The organism is Streptococcus sp. CSL10205-OR2, assembly GCF_025660655.1.
In the GTDB taxonomy this organism is placed as follows: Bacteria; Bacillota; Bacilli; order Lactobacillales; family Streptococcaceae; genus Streptococcus.
Genome location: NZ_JAOTIN010000006.1, coordinates 68,876 through 90,221, shown reverse-complemented (window position 1 = coordinate 90,221; position 21,346 = coordinate 68,876). Strand labels below are relative to the sequence as shown.

The 21,346-nt window shown below is 35.4% G+C and carries 10 protein-coding genes and 1 pseudogene; all 11 read right to left on the bottom strand.

Features of this window, described 5'->3' with window-relative positions; all coding sequences use genetic code 11:
- Positions 1–1,576, bottom strand: a pseudogene (locus tag N7659_RS04515) (hypothetical protein); the annotation flags it as partial.
- A 15-nt stretch (positions 1,577–1,591) separates the two neighbouring features.
- Positions 1,592–2,026 carry a hypothetical protein gene (locus N7659_RS04510; protein WP_263276034.1) on the bottom strand — a complete coding sequence of 145 codons (435 nt, stop codon included), beginning with the start codon at positions 2,024–2,026 and terminating at the stop codon, positions 1,592–1,594.
- Positions 2,027–2,037: 11 nt separating this feature from the next.
- Positions 2,038–2,589 carry a DivIVA domain-containing protein gene (locus N7659_RS04505; protein WP_263276033.1) on the bottom strand — a complete coding sequence of 184 codons (552 nt, stop codon included), beginning with the start codon at positions 2,587–2,589 and terminating at the stop codon, positions 2,038–2,040.
- Between the two features lie 416 nt (positions 2,590–3,005).
- Positions 3,006–4,553 carry a peptide chain release factor 3 gene (locus N7659_RS04500; protein WP_263276032.1) on the bottom strand — a complete coding sequence of 516 codons (1,548 nt, stop codon included), beginning with the start codon at positions 4,551–4,553 and terminating at the stop codon, positions 3,006–3,008.
- Between the two features lie 201 nt (positions 4,554–4,754).
- The gene (locus tag N7659_RS04495; RefSeq protein WP_263276031.1) at positions 4,755–10,052 is read right to left on the bottom strand and encodes a sialidase domain-containing protein; all 5,298 of its coding nucleotides are present in this window, start codon (positions 10,050–10,052) and stop codon (positions 4,755–4,757) included.
- 168 nt (positions 10,053–10,220) lie between these two features.
- Positions 10,221–11,576, bottom strand: a complete 1,356-nt coding sequence (locus tag N7659_RS04490) for a UDP-N-acetylmuramoyl-tripeptide--D-alanyl-D-alanine ligase (RefSeq protein ID WP_263276030.1) — start codon at positions 11,574–11,576, stop codon at positions 10,221–10,223.
- A 51-nt stretch (positions 11,577–11,627) separates the two neighbouring features.
- Positions 11,628–12,674, bottom strand: coding sequence for a D-alanine--D-alanine ligase (locus N7659_RS04485; protein ID WP_263276029.1), 1,047 nt, complete (start codon positions 12,672–12,674; stop codon positions 11,628–11,630).
- A 10-nt stretch (positions 12,675–12,684) separates the two neighbouring features.
- On the bottom strand, positions 12,685–13,281 hold the full coding sequence (gene recR, locus N7659_RS04480; protein ID WP_263276028.1) for a recombination mediator RecR: 597 nt from the start codon (positions 13,279–13,281) through the stop codon (positions 12,685–12,687).
- 14 nt (positions 13,282–13,295) lie between these two features.
- Entirely contained in the window at positions 13,296–15,374 is a 2,079-nt protein-coding gene (gene pbp2b / locus N7659_RS04475; RefSeq protein WP_263276027.1) for a penicillin-binding protein PBP2B, read from the bottom strand.
- A gap of 106 nt (positions 15,375–15,480) precedes the next feature.
- The gene (locus N7659_RS04470; protein ID WP_263276026.1) at positions 15,481–16,251 is read right to left on the bottom strand and encodes a formate/nitrite transporter family protein; all 771 of its coding nucleotides are present in this window, start codon (positions 16,249–16,251) and stop codon (positions 15,481–15,483) included.
- Between the two features lie 183 nt (positions 16,252–16,434).
- Positions 16,435–21,309: an SdrD B-like domain-containing protein gene (locus tag N7659_RS04465; RefSeq protein ID WP_263276025.1), complete on the bottom strand. Its 4,875-nt coding sequence runs from the start codon at positions 21,307–21,309 to the stop codon at positions 16,435–16,437.
- Between the last annotated feature and the right edge of the window lie 37 nt (positions 21,310–21,346).

Here is a 21,346-nt window from a genome sequence, read left to right as displayed (position 1 = left end):
CTTGTGGACCGCGGATATTTCCATTTCTAGTCCAACGACCGTTACTCTTACTGTAGGTGTCACCTGTGCTTGTGTTGATATAGGTATCACCATTTGAGCCTAAGCTATCTTGTGGTGTTGTAGTACCTGAATGAATTGAGGAACCATTTTGACCATCTCGACCTGCTTGACCTGTGGCACCTGTTGCTCCTCGTGCACCAGTTGCTCCACGAGCCCCTTGTGGACCGCGGATATTTCCATTTCTAGTCCAACGACCGTTACTCTTACTGTAGGTGTCACCTGTGCTTGTGTTGATATAGGTATCACCATTTGAGCCTAAGCTATCTTGTGGTGTTGTAGTACCAGAGTGTATTGAAGAACCATTTTGACCATTACGTCCTGCTTGCCCTTGCGAAGGTTTATTTGTATCCACCCCATTAATAATCCATGTTCCATCACTAGAATCAATTGTAATGTCAACATGATTTTGATTTTCAGCAGATATTCCTAGCATTATTAATTTTACTCTATATGAAAAATCATCAGGACTTGTTGTAGATGAAATACCGTTATAATTAGCAATATTAGCCTGACCAATTATTAAATATTCATCATTAACCGGATCGAAATTTGATGGCATTCTAAAAACATATTGTCCATTATTTAAAACTGTGCTATATACCCTATTGCGCCAAATAATTTTAGATTCACTTCTAATAGCAAATAATTTAAATTGACTTCCTTGATTTGGTGGAACATCTGCAAAATAATAATCGGTCTCATTTAATCTCGTTATATTCAAAATAAAATCATTAGACTGATTACCAAGAGCAAATCTGGAAAATGATTGACCCACTGGTACATTTCTAAATCTCGTTTCCTCTTGTTTTTCTTGAATTAAGTCAGATTGATTATCATTACTTTTCTTTTTAACTAGAAAAGAAATAATATTTTTTTGACCTTCAATAATCTTTTCAGAAATAGAAAAAGACTGACCATCGGCAAGCTCATAATCTGGTAAGTGATTTAGACCGCTTGCTATTTCAGTAATTTCTTTCTCACTCACAGCATCTTGAGACATCACAGTAATATTATGTGGTTCCTCAAAAACAATATCTCCTGTAATCTCATCTTTATACTGTACAAGATAAGCTATGTAGGTTTGCCTTTCTTTGTTAGCTTTTTCGTTTACGGCAACATCTAACTCTGAATATTCTGTTTTATTTTGATTGTTGATATTATCAATATCTTCATTTAATAAATTTGTTTCAGTAACAATAGATTCTGTTTCCATAGTATCAACTGAATCAACTTGTTGTTCAATAGAAACCACGGGTAAAATTGGCTGAGAGTTAGTTGATGTTGTTATCTCCTCACTTATAATAAAATTATCAGTTTCAATTAAAGAAGTTGTTTCACCTGTAACATCTCCGGATTTAATAGGTTCAGACACTTCAAGTGTCTCTGTTTCATCTGCTTGAACAATAGTTGTTCCAAATGCTGTTATAGCTGTCACTCCCAAAAGAGCTGATTGTGTTCCATAAGCTTTATATTTACGTAATCCATATTTTTCTTTTTTATCCATAATATTATTCATTATAATCTCTTTCTTTTACAAAACAATAAAAGGACCAAATTCTGACTCTATTTGAGGCATAATAGTTTTTATAAGGTATGGTCCTTGAACTAAAACATTAAATAAATTTTCCAAATCTTGACTAATTTCACAGACATAACGCATAAAAACACGTTGATTCTCATCCATAGAGAAATAATAGTAAATACCTTGTTCTCTATTGAGTTGATTTAAAAAACTTAACCATTTATTTTCTTCTTCCTTATTTTTACAATAAGCTATATTTTGGAAAACAACTTGAGCAACACTTCTGTTGTCACCTTTTGATAAAGAAACGGCAAAATCGATAGTGTGTACATCAGTTATTGAAAAACGACCTTTATAAATAAAAGCATCACTTTCCTCAATCACTTTCATAGGAAAGGACTTCTCTTTTAATAAATTTTGAAATCTTTCATTTATCTTATCCATTAGACAATCCTTTATATATCAAATTTGTAGAGCGGAATATCGTCAACTGATGTGTTTGATTTAGGCAACTTTGGAAAATTAACAATTACTCTTGATTTCTCAACAACTTCTTCCATTTCTTCAATTTGACTTTCAACTTCGCTATGAACATTTGAAATTGATTCTTGATCTAATTCTTCGACAATTAGTAAATACTTATTTAATAATTGTTTAAAATCAGTTTTCAAACGATCTTCTTGAGTCTTCAACTCTAACTCTAATCGCTTCAATCTATAAATAGAATTTTCAAACTGTTGAATTGTTTTTTGAGCATCATCGCGAGCAGACATTTTAATCCTAACAGCTTCACGCTCAGCTGCTGCAACAATTTCTGAAGCCTTATCTCGAGCATCAATAAGAACGTCATTAATAGATTCACTCTTTTCATGTGTGAGTAGCAATTGACGACGTAATTCTGAAATTGTTTCTTGAGATTCTTTTTTTTCGTTTTTTAGCTGATAAATAATTTTCTTTAAAACTAAAATTTCCTTGTCTTTTTCTTTTGATTTAAAAAACCCAAACATTGTCTTTCTCCTTTAATCATATGATTTATTTTAAAAGTGTAGCAATCATAACATAAACATAATAATATCAAATTCTTTTAAAAAAGGAAATAAGTTTTTAAAGTTTTTATAAGTTTATAGTATAAAATGTTTAAGGATAAAAACTTAGTGATTTTATTAACAAATATAGCATTGTTGGACAATCCTATTTAGTGAAAAAACAAATATAAAACTAATAATTATTATTAATTAAGTTTAAATATCATAGCATTGTCAACAAGAATATCTCAATAGTCAATAATATTAAAATGGATAACTGTTTAAAACTGATATTAAAAAAGACAATATTCTATTAATTGAGAATAATTGCCTTTATCATATTTCTTAAATATATTTGAACATATAAACTATTTGATTCAAATGATTAAGCAAAAATGTTACATTTTTTCACTAAGTACCACATCTGGGTATTTATCAGCAAACCAGTTGAGTGCAAAATCATTTTCAAAAAGAAAGACTGGCTGATCAAAACGATCTTTGGCCAATATGTTACGGCTTGAACTCATGCGTTGGTCAAGATCTTTTGGATCAATCCAACGAACAGTCTTTTTACCCATAGGTGTCATGACAACTTCAGCGTTGTATTCACCTTCCATACGGTGTTTAAATACTTCAAACTGAAGTTGACCTACTGCTCCAAGCATGTATTCACCTGTCTGGTAGTTGGTATAAAGTTGGATAGCACCTTCTTGTACCAATTGCTCAATCCCTTTATGAAATGATTTTTGTTTCATCACATTTTTAGCAGAGACTTTCATGAAAATCTCTGGCGTGAAGGTTGGTAGAGGCTCAAATTCAAAATTGTTTTTGCCAACGGTTAAGGTATCACCGACTTGATAAGTGCCAGTATCATAAACCCCAATGATATCTCCTGCCACCGCATTTTCAACATTTTCACGACTTTCTGCCATAAACTGGGTAACATTTGATAGCTTGACATTTTTACCAGTTCTACTTAACTTGACACTCATCCCACGATCAAACTCACCAGAAACAATTCGCACAAAAGCTATTCTATCACGATGACGAGGATCCATATTGGCTTGTATTTTGAAAACAAAGCCAGAAAAATCTTTATTTAATGGATCAACTAAGTCACCATCTGTCGTTTTATGACCGTGTGGTTCTGGTGCAAATTCTAAGAAGGAATCAAGAAAAGTCTGTACGCCAAAGTTAGTTAAGGCAGAACCAAAGAAAACTGGTGTTAACTCACCGGCTAAAATAGCTTGTCTTGAAAAGTCATTTCCTGCTTCTTCTAACAGCTCAACATCTTCTAAAACTTGTTCATAGAAGATATTTTGAGAAAGTGAGTGCGTCTTAGCCTCTTCAAAGTTAATAAAGCGTTCATCTCCCTTATAGAGTTCTATACGCTGATGATAGAGGTCATATAAACCCTCAAAACTTTTCCCCATACCAATCGGCCAGTTCATTGGATAACTAGCAATTCCTAAAACTTCTTCAAGTTCTTGCAATAAGTCAAGAGGCTCACGACCATCACGGTCAAGTTTATTGATAAAAGTAAACACTGGAATTTGACGATGTTTAACGACTTCAAAAAGTTTTTTCGTCTGTGCCTCTATCCCTTTGGCAGAGTCAATCACCATAACGGCAGCATCAACTGCCATTAAAGTTCTATAGGTGTCTTCTGAAAAATCCTCATGACCAGGGGTGTCTAGAATATTGACGCGTTTTCCAGCATAGTCAAATTGCATGACTGATGAGGTCACTGAAATACCACGTTGTTTTTCGATGTCCATCCAGTCAGACTTAGCAAAAGTCCCTGTTTTTTTTCCTTTAACTGTTCCCGCTTCACGAATTTCACCACCAAAATAAAGTAATTGTTCCGTAATCGTCGTTTTCCCCGCATCCGGGTGACTGATAATGGCAAATGTTCGGCGTTTTTTAATTTCTTCTTGAATACTCATACGTCTCCTTTAGATAAACACATGTTAATTTGACATTTTTAAATTGTACTTATCTTTTTCTAGCTATAACTCTATCATTATAACGAAAAAAGCAGAGCTTTTCAATGATTATAATAAATCAAAACAAAGAAAAAGACAGAACAAAGAAAGAATTTTCTTGTTTTGTCTTTTTTCAATAAATCGTTTTAGCTAATACTTAGATTAGTTATCAAAACGTTTTTTTCTGCCATAGCCATATAAAGCTAGCGATGATAAAGCTAACATGGTTCCTAATACTGCTGAATTTGAATTATCACCAGTATTTGGTAAGACTTTAGCTTGTGTTGTTGGAGAGGTTTGATTAGCTTTCTTCTCAGCTATGTCTTTATTCTTATGACCATGATTGCTACTCATTGGTTCTAACTTACCATCAAAGGCTAGCAACTCATGACTTGGTGCAGTGTTTGGTATAGCTGTTTCAATCTTACCTTCTGGAAGATCATAGCTTGGTGCGTCTGATGGTATTTTACTTTCTAATTTACCTTCAAAGACCGGCTTATCTTCCAGAGTAGGCGCTGTGCTTGGTACGGCTGTTTCAATCTTACCTTCTGGAAGCTCATAGTTTGGCGCATCTGATGGTACTTTTGTTTCAGGAACTTGGTAAATAATACCATACTCACTAAAGTGCTTGGCAACAAAGACAACGCCTGTACGAGTGACTCCATTACTGTCCTCAAAGCTTGTCATCGTAAAGTCAAGCTCTTCTTCTTGGTCAGTATTTGGTAGGTAAACCACTTTTCCTACGGTTTTACCGTCATCTACTGGCATGATAACAAGTGTATCTTTGAGTGGACTAATAGTTTCACCTTTAGCATCAACTAATGAGATGTCAAAGAGGTCATAGTCTTGATCCTTAAGCACATTTGGTGTGTTTGGATCTTGGGTTTCTTTATGGCCAACACTGATGCCTTCTATAGCTGCGATTTCCCCAATTTCAAGTTGAACCGAAACACCTGACGCATCATCTTTTAATTCGCGCTTTGCTGTTGAGAAGGCTAGTTCTGGTAAGTCATTGACAACACCTCTACCATTGCTAAATTCAATTGATGGTTTATCTTCTGCATTTGGAGCACTATCTGGAATGATATTTATAGCTTCTATATATGTATAGACGACAATAATATTTTGATCAGCTATTGTACCTGTAACATTGCTTGAAACAGATTCACGGAAGTATCTCTTACCACCATGTTCAATGAATTGTTCAGGTGCTTGACTCGTAATATCATAATTAGATCCAGTTGTTAAATTATTTAGAACAGTTGTTTCTGAAAGCACTGTGCCATCTTTTAAAACTGATTTAGCTGATACTTGATAGTACTTCACTTCTGGTTTTCTTGAAGCTATTTGGGCAATACCAGAATTACTCTCACCATGTGAATAATGCGCAATTGCCTTAATATTTAATTTTTGTTCACGATTAAGGCCTGTTGGTAGTGCAACATTCCAATGAGTATCGGAAACTTTTTCAACAACATTTCCTAATGAGTCTTGTAAATTGAAATCAGCTGTTTTTGTTAAAACAATTGGTTCAGTGACATTGTCAATGATAAGTTTGATACTTTGCCAATCACCTGGCTTCATGACAAGTAGAACATGATTTTCATCCTCAGCAACATCAATAAGGTTTGGTGAAAGAATTGGTGTTACTTGAGGTTTTAGAATCTCAAAGGAATCAAGACTAATTTTCTTATTCGCCATTGTGGCATTTGGATTCACTCGAATAGTGATGCTATGAGACCCATTGTCTAGACCTTTATATTCACCGATTAAAGTTCGTTTTTCAGGATTTCCTGATGGTTTGTAGAAAACAAGTGGTTCCATCTGATTACCATCAATAGTGACAAGTGCTTCCCCTAAGTTGGTTGCTTTATTACCATAAACTCTAATACCTGTGCCTTCAAAGTTTAATGTTAGAGTAGCATTTTCAGCTGGAATAGTAACATCTTGTGTGATATCAGCAAACTTTTCAGTTGCTTGGTAGAGTTGTGGATCTGAATAATTACCAAAAGCTGAGCCGTATTGAATTCTTGAATCACGATCATCTAATCGTTCTGGTGCATTTGGAGAACCTGATATAATTCTGAAAGAATCAAGGGAGAACTTGTTACGTTCACCTGGTCTTGTCACGGGTTTATCATTTACCGTTAGCTCTAAAGTATGGAAACCATCTTCTAGATCTAAGAATTGTCCAATAAGAACACCCTTTTGTGCGGTTGCATTATGAAAATCAATAACACCACGATCAACACCATCAATTTTCACAGTTGCAGTTGATAAGCTAGGGCTCTTGATACCATAAATTTCAATCCCTTTACCTACAAAATTTACTTTTGCCGTGTAGTCAGCCTTGGTTAAGGTCGTATTACCCGTGATGTCAACGAATTTTTCTGTACCACCATAAAGTTGAGCATCACTCCAGTTACCAAATGCCGCACCATACTCTATCGCTTGGTCTCGATCATCCATAAATTCTTGATGAGATGAAACAACAACATCTAGAGAATTAACACTCTGTTGCTCATTTTTAACAGCAGTCACATTATAAATATAATTATAATCTGCTTGAAGAGTTTTATCGGTAAAATGATTCTCAAATGTTCTAAAGTTTTCAACAGTTTGTGTTTCAACATTTAAACGACTGACAAAATAATAATCTGCTCCTTCGTACGCTGCAAAGGTAATATCTGCTTTATTATAAGCTGTTCTCTTTGCGGTCACATTATTAACTCGTCTTAAAATATCATAAGCGTTAACATTTTTAGTATCTGCTGTAGGTAGTGTTCCTGAGATATCAACATCAATTTTATTCACATTAATAATAGCTGTAGGAATGGTTTTCTTCAATGATTTACCCCAATCCTCAGAAGCGATACTATAAATTAATGATGTTGGACTGTCTTGAGACACAAAATAAGCAACACGATTATCTTCTAAAAGAAGATTTTCAGGTCTTAATGCCCAGACACTTTTATCAAAATTAAGGCGGAAATGATAATCATCTAATTTATCAATAGATTGTACTTGCACTATTGGCTGTGTTTGTGCAAGAGCATATTCCATATTAAATGATTTAAAATGCAAGCTATAAGCATTGTAGCCTGGCTCTGTATGTTCATACAAAATACCATAGTTGTTTTCACCAATTTTGGTTAGTGAATTATAAGCATAATCTCCTTTTTGGAAGATTTTCTGATTAACCCAGTTCAACTCACCATCAGGTAATACTTCTGCTACTCTAAGGTAGCCATTTGCTCTTGCTGGACCATTGGCATTTGAAAGAATGATGTACTCTTTATCATTATGATGGGTATGAATAGCAGATAATTGAACATAGACATCAACCACTTCTGGAATATCCTTAAGATTATGCCAAGTTTGTCCACTGTCTGTACTTGTCGCCACCTTAACACGCCCCGAAGGATTACGCATAAACAACTTCAAAGCACCGCTATCTAGTTCAACAACTGTTGATTCTGTTAATTGCTCCGCAGATTGACTCATTGTTAAAGAGTGAATGGTCGTCCCATTTGATAAGGTTCTATCATCATTTGGAGAACCACCCATTTGCCAAGTTTCACCATGATCATCAGAATAAATGACACGAGAAGATTGTGAGGTTAAATGATTAGGTGCTGCATAGTTTGTTGAATAAGTTGGAACAATAATACGTCCTTTATGCTCACCATGTTGTAAAACAATACCAGCTCCTGGACCAACACCATGGAACTTCATCTGATCATTAGTAACCATTGGGGTAATATCTTTTGGATTTGACCAAGTGACACCATCATCATCACTATATTGCATCCACAAATAGCTAGCCCAAGCCGCTCTAAATGGACTGGTTTTATTCGTTGTGAAGAAAATATTACCTATTAAATCATTATTTTGATAGATATCTCCAATCGTTTCTTTTGCAGGGTGATCAGATTCCAATTTGACGCTATATTCTGTCTCTAAATTACTTGGTGAATAAACCTTGCCATTTTCACGAATGGTATAAACTCCAGACTCACCTTGATTATCTGTACGATATAAGGCACGATAACTCTTTCCTTCAATAGTGACATAAGGCTCTTCATACCTTGCTTTATTGGCAGGTAGACTATGAATGGCTTGTCCTTCTAAAAACATGTCGTAAATAAGAATGATACGATCGTTAGATGGATCTTGAAGTAAAACTGAGTCAATCGTTACGGGTGATTGTTGGTTACGATTAGCGGGATTAGGATTATTTCTAATATTAATAGCATCAATACGACTACTCCAAGTAGCTCCTTGGTCTGTACTTCTTCTAATGGTAATACCTATGTTACCCCAGTCGCTATAATGTGTTTCCCTAGCATCAGCTGCAGCAATTAAGGTACCTTTTTTAGTTGTTATTAAAGCTGGAATACGATAACTATAAATACCATCAGCTGCTCTTTGATTGTTTTGACCACTTTCAAAAACTGTCACATCCTCAGAAACCTTCATGTCTTCAGTTAAACGCTCAGGATAAGCTTCACGTTTAAAAATAGCAGATCTTTTTGCAATTTCTTCAGCTGTTAGGGCTCTATTAAAAATAGTTAAATTTTTAAGGTCGAATGGCGCTCCCCAGTGCATCCTATTTAAACGAGGCGTTGCACCAATTTGCATACGATTAACACCAACTAAATCTTTAATAAAGTTAGCTGATTTTTGATCAGAGTATGCTAACTCACCATTGACATAAACAGAAAGTTTAGCAGTTGCATCTTCGGAAGAATTAATGGTCATGGCCACAGAATTCCACTCACCAGCAACCAATTTTTGATTATTAGCACTTGGTGCACCATAGAACTGATTGCCACCATTTCTACCTTCAACTCCAATACTGCCACCATTAGAATAAAGTGTTAGATAATTATTAGTATGTTCGGTACTAGATGCAGAAAAAAGACTCTTGAAACCTGAATTAGAATCTAATTTGAATTCCATGTAAACTGTTGCATCCGTTAGGGCTTTAACAGTTTCGAGATGTTCATCTAAATCAATTCTATTATTATTACTGCTATCAACGCGTTGATTATCGACACTAACAACCTTATTTTCTTCATATAATCGGCCAATACTATCCACTTCAAGTTCAACAGTTGGTCTTTCAGAATTACTTATCTCAGTATCTTCTGTTAAATTAGTTCCTGTTGTATTTTCTAAAGTAGACTCATCGACAGTACTTCCTTCATTAGCAAAAACTTGATTTTCAGATTTTGCTTTTGTTTCTTCAGTAACTGGTTGTTCCTCATTGTTTTCTAAGTCTTTCGTTGTCTCATCAGTAACAATGATATTTGTTGTCTCTATATTAGTTTCATCAGCTGAAACAAGATTTGCTCCAAATAAAACACAGCCAATCATAACAGATGCTGTGCCAACTGTTAAACGTCTAATAGAATAGCGTTGTCTTTGATCAAATAGCTCTTTTGAACGTTTCCTCATGAAAATACCTCTTCCTTTAAATTAACTAAATAATAGTTGTTAACGCTTTCAATACCATTATACCTTTTCTAACTTTGTAATGTCAATATAATAATATATTAAAAACCACTAGCTGTCTTAACAAAAATTGTCACACTGGCTAGTGGTTATTGATAATCTTATTAGATTCTATATGGCGTCAACGACTTTTTCTAAATTCATTGAATGGCTACCTTTAAACAAGATTTGATCTTGAGGTTCTATGATGTCTTGAAGACGTTTAATAAGTTGAGATATGTCATCAGCAGTATTATCTTTCTTAAAAAAAGCTAATTGTTCTGATGAAAATTTTTCTTTAGCCAATTGGTAAAGAGGATAAATGTCTTCCCCGTAAAAATAAACAACATCAATCTGATCTGGATTAAGGCTTGTAATAATTGCTTCATGCATTTTTTTTGAAGCCTCACCGAGTTCTTTCATGTCCGCTAAAACGGCTATTTTTTTTCCATTTTTTTGGTTTGGCAGGCTAGAAAAAGTTTCTAGAATAAGACGCATAGCTGTTGGATTAGCATTGTAGATGTCACTTAAAATATCTGCCCCATTTTTAGCTTTCTTCCATTGTGTTCGATTCTTTGTGAGAACAAGATTTTTTAAGGATGATTTAATATTTTCTTGTGAGACACCAAGTCTCTTAGCAACATAGGCTGCTACCATGGCATTTGTTGCATTATATTTACCAGTGACAGGAAGGTAAATGTCTCCATCAATAAAATCAAGACTAAAGGTCAAATAATCCTTATATTCTTTCAAGTGATGAACTGTCAATGGTGTTTCTTCGCCAAAGAAAATGATTTCTTGGTTATTTGGTATAAAAGGTTTAATGAGTGGATCATTTGGCACAATTAAAAGACCATTGTCTTTCATCCCATCAACAATTTGAAGTTTCCCTTGCGCAATTTTATCTCGACTACCAAAAAAGGCAAGATGAGCTTCTCCTATGAGAGTGACAACACTAATATCAGGTTTTGCAATCTGAGAGAGAAGGTGGATATCTCCAAGATGATCTTGACCCATTTCAAGCACTAATTTTTCAGTGGTATCAGGCATATGTAAAATCGTGTAAGGAAGACCAATCTCATTATTATAATTGCCTTGTGTTTTATAGGTTTTATAAGTACTTTCAAGTATAGTTGCAATCATATCTTTGGTGGTTGTTTTACCGTTTGATCCTGTGACGGCAATAACTGACACAGCCATTTTTTCCAAATAGTATTTTGCCAATTCTTGAAAAGCAAGAAGCGTATCAGACACTAGTATATGAGGATAATCAACTTCTTTTTCACTAAAGGTTATGAGGGCACCATTTTCAAAAGCAACTGGAATAAAGTCATGACCATCACGATTACCTTTTAAAGGTAAAAAGAGGTCTCCTTTTTTGATAAGGCGACTATCAAATTCGATGTTATTGATTAAGCTATCTTTCAATTGACTAATATCATTTTTTGCACCTACTACTTGTGCAATTTCATGTATTTTTAATTTCATGTATTTCTCCTATTAAAAAAGAGCTAATTAGCTCTTTTATTATAGCATATTTTAAATCAGATGGTCTTCTCGTTTTTCAAACATCTCTTTAGCAAGCAAAACAAGTTCTTTGATCAAATCACTATAGCTAAGTCCCATATTTTGCCACAAAAGAGGATACATTGACCACTGGGTAAACCCTGGCATCGTATTTAATTCATTAAGATAGATGTGACCATCATTTGTTAAAAAGAAATCACAGCGTGAGAGTCCACAGCCACCAATAGCACGAAAGGCTGTTTCAGCATAGGAACGCATTTTTGTGATACTAGCATCATCTAATTTAGCAGGAATTGCCATCGTAATTTTATTATCAATGTATTTGGCATCATAATCATAAAAAGCAACATCTTTAACCACTTCACCAGGTAGGGTTGATTTAACAGCTCTGTTTCCTAGAAGACCAATTTCAATTTCTCTAGCAACAACACCTTGTTCTACTAAAACACGACTGTCGTATTTAAAGGCTAAGAAAAGAGCTTGTCTTAGTTCTTCATGATTTTCTGCTTTTGAAATTCCGACACTTGACCCCATATTGGCTGGTTTGACAAAGACTGGATAGTTCAATTCTGTTTCAATCTGATGAATTTTATCATCAATCACTTCACCTTCCATGACTGGTACAAAATCAACTTGGGGAATATTAGCTGCTTTTAAGACATATTTGGTCGTAATTTTATCCATAGCAACACTAGAAGAAAGAACATTTGTTCCAACATAAGGCATTTTTAAAACTTCTAAAAAGCCTTGAATTGAACCATCTTCTCCCATAGGACCATGTAGGACAGGAAAAACAACCGCATTTTCTTCATATATATCACTTGGTTTGATTTTTTGACTAAGAAGAACACTGTCATTTGTCATCAGTTTTTCTTTATCACTTGGTTTTTCATCAAATTCTTGTGTTTTGATAAAGTCACCGTCTTTAGTGATAAAAAATGTTTTCACAAAGAATTGATTATAGTCAATTGCTCGCATGATGCTTTCTGCTGACAATACTGAAACTTCTCTTTCAGCTGAACGACCACCATATAATAATAGTAATGTTTCTTTTTTCATGAGTCACCTTCTATATTTCTGTTCGATTTTCAATAGCACTTAAAAGCGTTACTTCATCTGCATACTCAATATCACTACCAACTGCTAGTCCACGAGCCAAGCGTGTCACCTTAATGCCAGCTGGTTTTAACACACGAGATAAATACATAGCTGTTGCTTCACCATCTGCAGTAGCATTGGTAGCAATAATAACTTCATTAACCTGACTATCCATCAAACGAGTAATCAAGCTTTTAAGATTGATGTCATCAGGACCAACGCCATTCATAGGAGAGATAAGGCCATGTAAGACATGATAAAGGCCATGGTACTCTTGAATTTTTTCCATTGAAGAAATGTCTTTACTTTCTTCGACAACAAGAATAATACTTTGATCTCTGGTTTTGTCTTGACAAATCTCACAAATCTCGTCATCAGTTAAATTGCCACAAATAGAACAATAAGTTAATTCTCTTTTGGCAGCTAATAAGTTTTTGGCAAACTCATTAACATCTTCATCTGCCATTGAAATTGTATAAAAGGCTAAACGAGTTGCCGTTTTAATACCAATTCCTGGTAATTTTGTGAAACTATCTATCAACTTAGCGATAGGTGTTGGATAGAGCACACTAACCATCCTTTCTAGTTCATGGGATTCATTGAATGATAAAGATTAACAATATCTCGGGTAATATCATGACTAACAGTTCCAGTTAAGTCTGATTCGTGGGGTAATACAACTGCCACAGCAATTTTTGGATTATCACTAGGAGCATAGGCAACAACATTTAAGTTTGATGTATAAACAAGTTTACCGTCTTTATCTTTCACATAACTTTCTGCAGTTCCCGTTTTTGCTGAGATGCTAACATTAGCTCCTTGACCAATTTTTCGACCTGTTGAAAATGTTGAATCACTATTAACCACTTGGAAAAAACCATCTTGGATAATAGCCATTTCCTCAGGTGAGATAGCAACTGTATTTAAAGATTTTGGTTGAATACTTTCAATTAATTCTCCTGATTCCCCATTGTTTTCTTGCTTGTAGATGCCTTCTACCAGATGAGGAGCAAGACGATTGCCTCCATTTGCAACTGTTGCTGCATATTGAGCTAATTGCATTGTGGTATAGTTATCAAACTGGCCAAAACTTTCTGTTAGGTAATTGGCAACATCAAATTCTGTTGGGATAAAACCTAATGATTCTCCAGGAAGATCAATACCTGTACTAACACCCAATCCGTATTGAGCAAAAGACTCACGTAATTGGGTCATAGCTTCTTCAGTATTATCGGTTGCTAGAACCATTCCAGGCACATATTCTTGACCTAAGATTTTAAGAGCCACTTGCACCATATAGGTATTTGAGGAATACTCTAACGCCTGACTAGCAGTGATTGGTAACGGACTTGTTGTAAACCATGATTTGATAGGAGCTGAATCGGCTAATTGAATGGCTTGATCAAAAAGAGTTTGGTTCCCTGCAATAACTTGATGTTCAAAGCCAGCTGAGATAGTTGCTCCTTTAACGACTGAACCTGGAGTAAAAACTTCGGTAATGGTCCCCAAAGCGTTTTTTTGCAAAGTTCCTGTTTTGATGTCGTTCTGATAACCAGCCATCGATAAAATAGCGCCTGTATCAACATCTAAAACAACCGCATAAATGCCTTCTGAATTTTGGGTGTTTTGAAGGGCCAGTTCGGATTCAAAATAGCGTTTTAAGATATCTTCAACACCTTCTTGAAAGTTTAAATCAACAGTTAGTTTAAGATTATTGCCTTGTTGGCCTTGTGTTTCAACGTCATCGCTAACCACTTGACCTTTTTTATTGACAACAATTTGTCTTGTGGTGCGTTTGCCTTGTAAGTAATCTTCATAAGATTTTTCAAGATAACTTGTCCCAACACGGTCATTTAAGGAGTAACCTTTTTTAAGATAGTCATCTAACTCTTCAGCAGGTAGACCTGTTTTTTCAGTTGAAATGGTACCAATAACATCAGCTAGGGAATTATCAGACACTACCCTATCCCAAGTTGATTGTATAGAAACACCTGGCAATTTTGATTGATTACTAGCAATCATGGCAATTTCTTTAGGGGTGATAGCATCCGTTTTTAAAAAGGAGGTGTTAAACGTTGGAGTCGCATTCATTTGTGAAAAGAGAGAAACCACTTTTAATTCTTCATCTGAAAAAGTAATAAGATCTTCAGCTACAGCGTCTACTGCATTTTTGTAGATAACTGATTCAGATAATTTATTACCAAATTCATCGTATTTTTGATCGTCTGATAATGACTCATAAATGTCTTGGTAGTTACTGGTTAGTGCTAAGTAGTAATCCTTTTTATCGCGTTCTGATACCTTAACATCAGATATTGTCACATAATCGGATAATTTTTGAGCTGTTTCTCTAATTTCTTGAGCTGTTGAGGTGTAATTTCTCGTGTAGGCAACAACTTCATTGATATTATTTTTAGCAAGAGGAACGCCTTTAGCATCATAAATTTGCCCTCTTGGATTAGAGGTTGTTACAGTATATGTCGTTAAAGCAGTTATTTTTGAGGTATAAAATTCCTTATTAATCAACTGCATATCAGCCAAACGTAGAATTAAGATAATAAATAAAAAAACAATGATGAAAAAAAGCAGGTTAATGCGATTCGCAATTATTTTTCCCACTTTGACACGATTTTTTCTCGTTGGACGTTGATTATCTGCCATATCATACTCTACTTTCTAAAACTCTGACTTTTATTTTATCATAATTTAATAAAAAAAACCTGCTCGTGACAGATTTTTCTATTTTAAAAATTGATATTTTTGATTACTAATTTAATGACTTTTTATGATAAACAAGATAGTAAAATAAGGAGACAAAAATGGCACCACCAATAATATTTCCTAAATAGACAAAAGTAAAATTACTTAGAAAATCACTCCAACTAGCAGCACCTTCAAAAATTGCGGCAGGAATGATAAAAGCATTAGCAACACTATGCTGAAAACCAATCGCAACAAAAGTCATAACTGGAAACCAAATGCCTACTATTTTACCGATACTATCTTTTGCACCATAACATAACCAAAGTGCTATACCGACAAACCAATTACAACCTATTCCAGATAAAAATGCTTGTAGAGGACTAGCTGCTAGTTTTGCATGTGCCACTTCTATCACTTCTATCTGGAAATGACCTGTTGTTGTTAACCCAACAAGATGACCAAAAACATAGGCTACAAATACCGCACCAATCACGTTAAAAAGAGTGATAACAAACCAGTTATTTAAAAGATCCTTAATGCTAATTTTTTTTGCAATAAAAGCTGCTGAAACAGCCATCATGTTCCCTGTAATAAGTTCACCACCAGCTAGTAGAATAACGATTAAACCAATAGGAAAGACACTAGCACCAACAAATCCAGAAAAAGTACCAAGACTTTCAATACCACTTGCTGCTACTCTAACATAAAGAAGATAGCCCAAACTGATCATTGCACCACCAATAAATCCAAGAATAGCTTTTTGCAAAAAAGTTTTATGAATTTTATGTGTTCCAATGGTTATTGTTTTTTCTAATATTACCTCTGGTGTCTCCATATTTACCTCACAAAGAATTAAATTACTATTATTATAACAGTATTATTTCAAGATAACAATATTATTCACAATGTTTCAATAAATTTAAGTCTTATTCCATAACAAAAAACACTCTAGTAAATCACTAGAGTGTTTTTCTTGAATCATTTATAGAAGATGAAAATCATCTGCTATAAGTCATCGTTAGTTACTTTGCTTTTTATAGACATAAAAGCCAAAGCCTGAAAGAATCATCATACCAAAGGCAACTAGTGTGGTTTCAAGAACACTATTATCACCTGTTTTTGGAAGAGTATCTTTCTTAGGTGTTTCTTTCTTAGGTGAAGCTTTCATCACAAGACCTAAGTCAACTGTTAAGTTATCAGAGCCTTTAATAGAACCTGAAGTCTTAGCAGTATTTGAATTACCATCAACATGATCAGCGTTATCAGTAACTGGAGTTACTTCATAACCTTCTGGAACAGTAAATTCAATTGTATAGTCACCATTCACTAAGTTAGGGAATTCATAGAATCCTTTATTATTAGTAGTGGTTGTTTCAGTTGTACCATCAGGCTTGGTAATAGTTACTTTAACACCTGCTACAGGTTTTTCACCAGCATCTTGTTTACCATTTTTGTTACTATCAACCCATACATAGTCACCTAATTTATATTTAGGTTCTTCTGTAGTTGTTGTAGTCGTAGTAGGTTCTTCAGTTGTGGTGGTTGTTGGAGCCTCTGTTGTTGTAGTCGTTGGCTCTTCTGTAGTTGTTGTTGGAGCCACTGTTGTTGTGGTCGTTGGCTCTTCTGTAGTTGTTGTTGGAGCCACTGTTGTTGTAGTCGTTGGCTCTTCTGTAGTCGTTGTAGACTCTTCAGAAGATGATCCTACAGTAGTTGTAGTCGTTGGCTCTTCTGAAGTTGTAGTCGTTGTTGTGGTTGTTGTAGTGGTCGTTGTAGTGGTTGTTGTAGTCGTTGTTGGATCTACTTTCTTAACAAGACCTAAGTCAACAGTCATGTTGTCTGCATTGTTGATTGTTCCAGTTGTTGTAGCGTTGTTTGAGTTACCATCAACGTTATCATCGTCACTTGTCACTGGTGTTACTTCGTAACCGTCTGGAACAGTGAATTTAACAGTATAGTCACCGTTGTCTAAGTTAGGGAATTCATAGAATCCTTTATCATCAGTTGTTGTTGTTTCTGTAGTTCCATCTGCTTTTGTAAGAACTACTTCGACACCTGCAACTGGTGTTTCATTAGCGTCTTGGTTACCGTCTTTGTTAGCATCAATCCAAACGTAGTTTCCTAGTTTGTAGACTTTCTTAACAAGACCCAAGTCAACAGTCATGTTGTCTGCATTGTTGATTGTTCCAGCTGTTGTAGCGTTGTTTGAGTTACCATCAACGTTATCATCGTCACTTGTCACTGGTGTTACTTCGTAACCGTCTGGAACAGTGAATTTAACAGTATAGTCACCGTTGTCTAAGTTAGGGAATTCATAGAATCCTTTATCATCAGTTGTTGTTGTTTCTGTAGTTCCATCTGCTTTTGTAAGAACTACTTCGACACCTGCAACTGGTGTTTCATTAGCGTCTTGGTTACCGTCTTTGTTAGCATCAATCCAAACGTAGTTTCCTAGTTTGTAGACTTTCTTAACAAGACCCAAGTCAACAGTCATGTTGTCTGCATTGTTGATTGTTCCAGCTGTTGTAGCGTTGTTTGAGTTACCATCAACGTTATCATCGTCACTTGTCACTGGTGTTACTTCGTAACCGTCTGGAACAGTGAATTTAACAGTATAGTCACCGTTGTCTAAGTTAGAGAATTCATAGAATCCTTTATCATCAGTTGTTATTGTTTCTGTAGATCCATCTGCTTTTGTAAGAACTACTTCGACACCTGAAACTGGTGTTTCATTAGCGTCTTGGTTACCGTCTTTGTTAGCATCAATCCAAACGTAGTTTCCTAGTTTGTAGACTTTCTTAACAAGACCTAAGTCAACGGTCATGTTGTCTGCGTTGTTGATTGTTCCAGCTGTTGTAGCGTTGTTTGAGTTACCATCAACGTTATCATCATCACTTGTCACTGGTGTTACTTCGTAACCGTCTGGAACAGTGAATTTAACAGTATAGTCACCGTTGTCTAAGTTAGGGAATTCATAGAATCCTTTATCATCAGTTGTTGTTTCTTCAGTTGAACCATCTGCTTTTGTAAGAACAACTTTAACACCTGCTACTGGTGTTTCATTAGCGTCTTGGTTACCGTCTTTATTAGCATCAATCCAAACGTAGTTTCCTAGTTTGTAGACTTTCTTAACAAGACCTAAGTCAATGGTCATGTTGTCTGCGTTGTTGATTGTTCCAGTTGTTGTAGCGTTGTTTGAGTTACCATCAACGTTATCATCATCACTTGTCACTGGCGTTACTTCGTAACCGTCTGGAACAGTGAAGTCAACAGTGTAGTCACCGTTTGGTAAGTTAGGGAATTCATAGTAACCATCAGCATTGGTTTTAGTTTCTTCAGTTGAACCGTCTGCTTTTGTAAGAACAACTTTAACATCTGCTACTGGTGTTTCACCAGCGTCTTGGTTACCGTCTTTATTAGCATCAATCCAAACGTAGTTTCCTAGTTTGTAGACTTTCTTAACAAGACCTAAGTCAATGGTCATGTTGTCTGCATTGTTGATTGTTCCAGTTGTTGTAGCGTTGTTTGAGTTACCATCAACGTTATCATCGTCACTTGTCACTGGCGTTACTTCGTAACCGTCTGGAACAGTGAAGTCAACAGTGTAGTCACCGTTTGGTAAGTTAGGGAATTCATAGTAACCATCAGCATTGGTTTTAGTTTCTTCAGTTGAACCGTCTGCTTTAGTAAGAACAACCTTAACATCTGCAACTGGTGTTTCACCAGCGTCTTGGTTACCGTCTTTGTTAGCATCAATCCAAACGTAGTTTCCTAGTTTGTAAGTTGGTGCTTTATAAGTATTTTCAAAAGCAAGTTCTGATGCAGGAGTTACAGTCGCAGAAAGTTGACCTTGACCATCATCAGTTACAGTTACTGTAAGAGGACGCTCAGTTTCATCATAAGTCATTCCAACTTCAGTACCTTTTACTTCACTAATAGTGTAGTTGTAAGTTCCTGCTGCAGTAAATGTTTTTGGTGCAAATGTAATAGTTCCGTCTGCTGCATTTGTTGCAGTAAGCCAAATTTTACCACTAGTATCTTTAAGGTTGAATGTGAATTCACCTTCTTTTAAATCACGTCCAACTAATGTTTTAGTTGCTTTAATAACAATATTTGTTTCAGCTGGAGCATAAGTATTATTGAAAACAGCTTTTTCAGAAATAACATTTGCTACTAATTTGCCATCATACTTAGGATCAGTACCTGGATCAGCAGCTTCTTTAGTAACTTCGATGGTAACTGCCTTAGGAGTTGTGTCATATGTTACACCACCTAAGTTACCAGCTTTTTCTTCAATAGTGTAGTTGTAAGTTCCTGCTTTTGTAAATTCAACGTCAGCAAAAACAATGTTGCCATCCGCAGTATTTTTAGCAGTTGCGATAACAGTTCCTTTTTCATCTTTAAGTTCAAATTCAAACTCATCAGCTGCTAAGTCGCGTCCTGTTAAAGCTTTAGTTGCTTCAATAGAAACACTTACAGGTACTGGTTCTTTTTTCTTGTTAGTGATGGTACGGATAGCACCTTTGTCAGAAACACTCACTTGAATTGGGTCTGCAGTAATGTTATAGCCATCTGGAGCTGTGATCTCAGTAATAGTGAACTTACCAGCTTTAACTTCTGCTTCAGTAAAGACTGGTGATTGCACACGTCCATTTTCAGCGTCAGTTGGATCTAATGTTACTTCAGTTTGGTCAGGTTTAGTGATTTTGAAAATCGCACCTGCTAGAGGTTTACCAGTATCTTCATCTGTTTTATAGATGGTAATACGGTTTCCTGTTTCGATACTGATGGTACCACCAGTTGTAATTTTACTAAGACGTTCAACTGTTATTGAAGTTGCCGTTGAATCATCTCTTACAGTTACATCGCCTTTATCAGAGGTGACTTTAACAGTATTAGCAACAACAGAACCATCAGCAGGAGCAGTTGTTGCATAGTCAATCATGAAACGTCTAGTTCCAGGGTTGATAATATTAATTTCAAACTTAGTGTAAGCTGCATTATAAGTAACAGTATAGTCTGTACCTTCAACAAGGGTTTCCTTGTTGTCTAATTGGTAACCTTGATTAATACTGTCACCAGCAGTTACCACCAAAAGTTCAGGAATAAATTGCATTGGTGCACCAGAATCATCAACAGTGTCAGTGATTTTTAGTTCATTGTAGTCTTTACCTGAACCATTAAGACGGATGCGCCATGGGTGTTGATAGTCACCAGATTTACCTAAAATATCTGAAGTGTATGGACGATTAGTCAACACACCACTATATTTAGCAATGTTCTCATTTGCTAGAACTGCAGTGTTATCGGAAGTGGCTTTTGGAATAACGGAAAGCACAATATCTTTTGTTCCAACATCTTTTATGTTCTCAAACGTTTTGGTTGTTGTCGCCAACACCTCAGTCATATTAAACTGAGCAAAAAAAGTTCCCTTAACATTAAGAATCTCTGTTGTCTGCTTTTGATCTTTATAATCTTGTAGATTTTTAAGAGTGATTTTAACAGAGCCACCTTGAGCTGTACCAGCAGGAGTCACTTTGGCAGTACCAATAGCAATACCTGTTTCAGGGTCAGTGATATCAAAAGTACTTGCTGCAATATTAAATGGAGCTGGAATATCAAAGTTAAAGAAATCTCCGTCAGCTAAGTTGTTGTTATATGCTGAAAGATCAAATTTTGTTAAGAAACTATAATTTCTATTTTCAACAAGTACATACTCACCCGTTCCTTTTTTCGAGGCCTCCCTTCCATTACCGGTGTCCCAGATAACAATGTCTGTAATGACATCATCTAGTTCTTTAGCTTCAACAGTATTTGCTGAAACCGTAAAGACACCTATAACTGCAATCAGTGCGATTATAGATGACTTTAGAAATGTTTTTAGTTTAGAATACATATCTACTTCCTTTCATTTTTTATAGAGGATATTCCAC

Excerpts from the sequence above, each read along its gene's own strand:
- N7659_RS04510 (WP_263276034.1), bottom strand. The coding sequence starts at position 2,026 with ATGGATAAGATAAATGAAAGATTTCAAAATTTATTAAAAGAGAAGTCC.
- N7659_RS04505 (WP_263276033.1), bottom strand. The coding sequence starts at position 2,589 with ATGTTTGGGTTTTTTAAATCAAAAGAAAAAGACAAGGAAATTTTAGTT.
- N7659_RS04500 (WP_263276032.1), bottom strand. The coding sequence starts at position 4,553 with ATGAGTATTCAAGAAGAAATTAAAAAACGCCGAACATTTGCCATTATC.
- N7659_RS04495 (WP_263276031.1), bottom strand. The coding sequence starts at position 10,052 with ATGAGGAAACGTTCAAAAGAGCTATTTGATCAAAGACAACGCTATTCT.
- N7659_RS04490 (WP_263276030.1), bottom strand. The coding sequence starts at position 11,576 with ATGAAATTAAAAATACATGAAATTGCACAAGTAGTAGGTGCAAAAAAT.
- N7659_RS04485 (WP_263276029.1), bottom strand. The coding sequence starts at position 12,674 with ATGAAAAAAGAAACATTACTATTATTATATGGTGGTCGTTCAGCTGAA.
- pbp2b (WP_263276027.1), bottom strand. The coding sequence starts at position 15,374 with ATGGCAGATAATCAACGTCCAACGAGAAAAAATCGTGTCAAAGTGGGA.
- N7659_RS04470 (WP_263276026.1), bottom strand. The coding sequence starts at position 16,251 with ATGGAGACACCAGAGGTAATATTAGAAAAAACAATAACCATTGGAACA.
- N7659_RS04465 (WP_263276025.1), bottom strand. The coding sequence starts at position 21,309 with ATGTATTCTAAACTAAAAACATTTCTAAAGTCATCTATAATCGCACTG.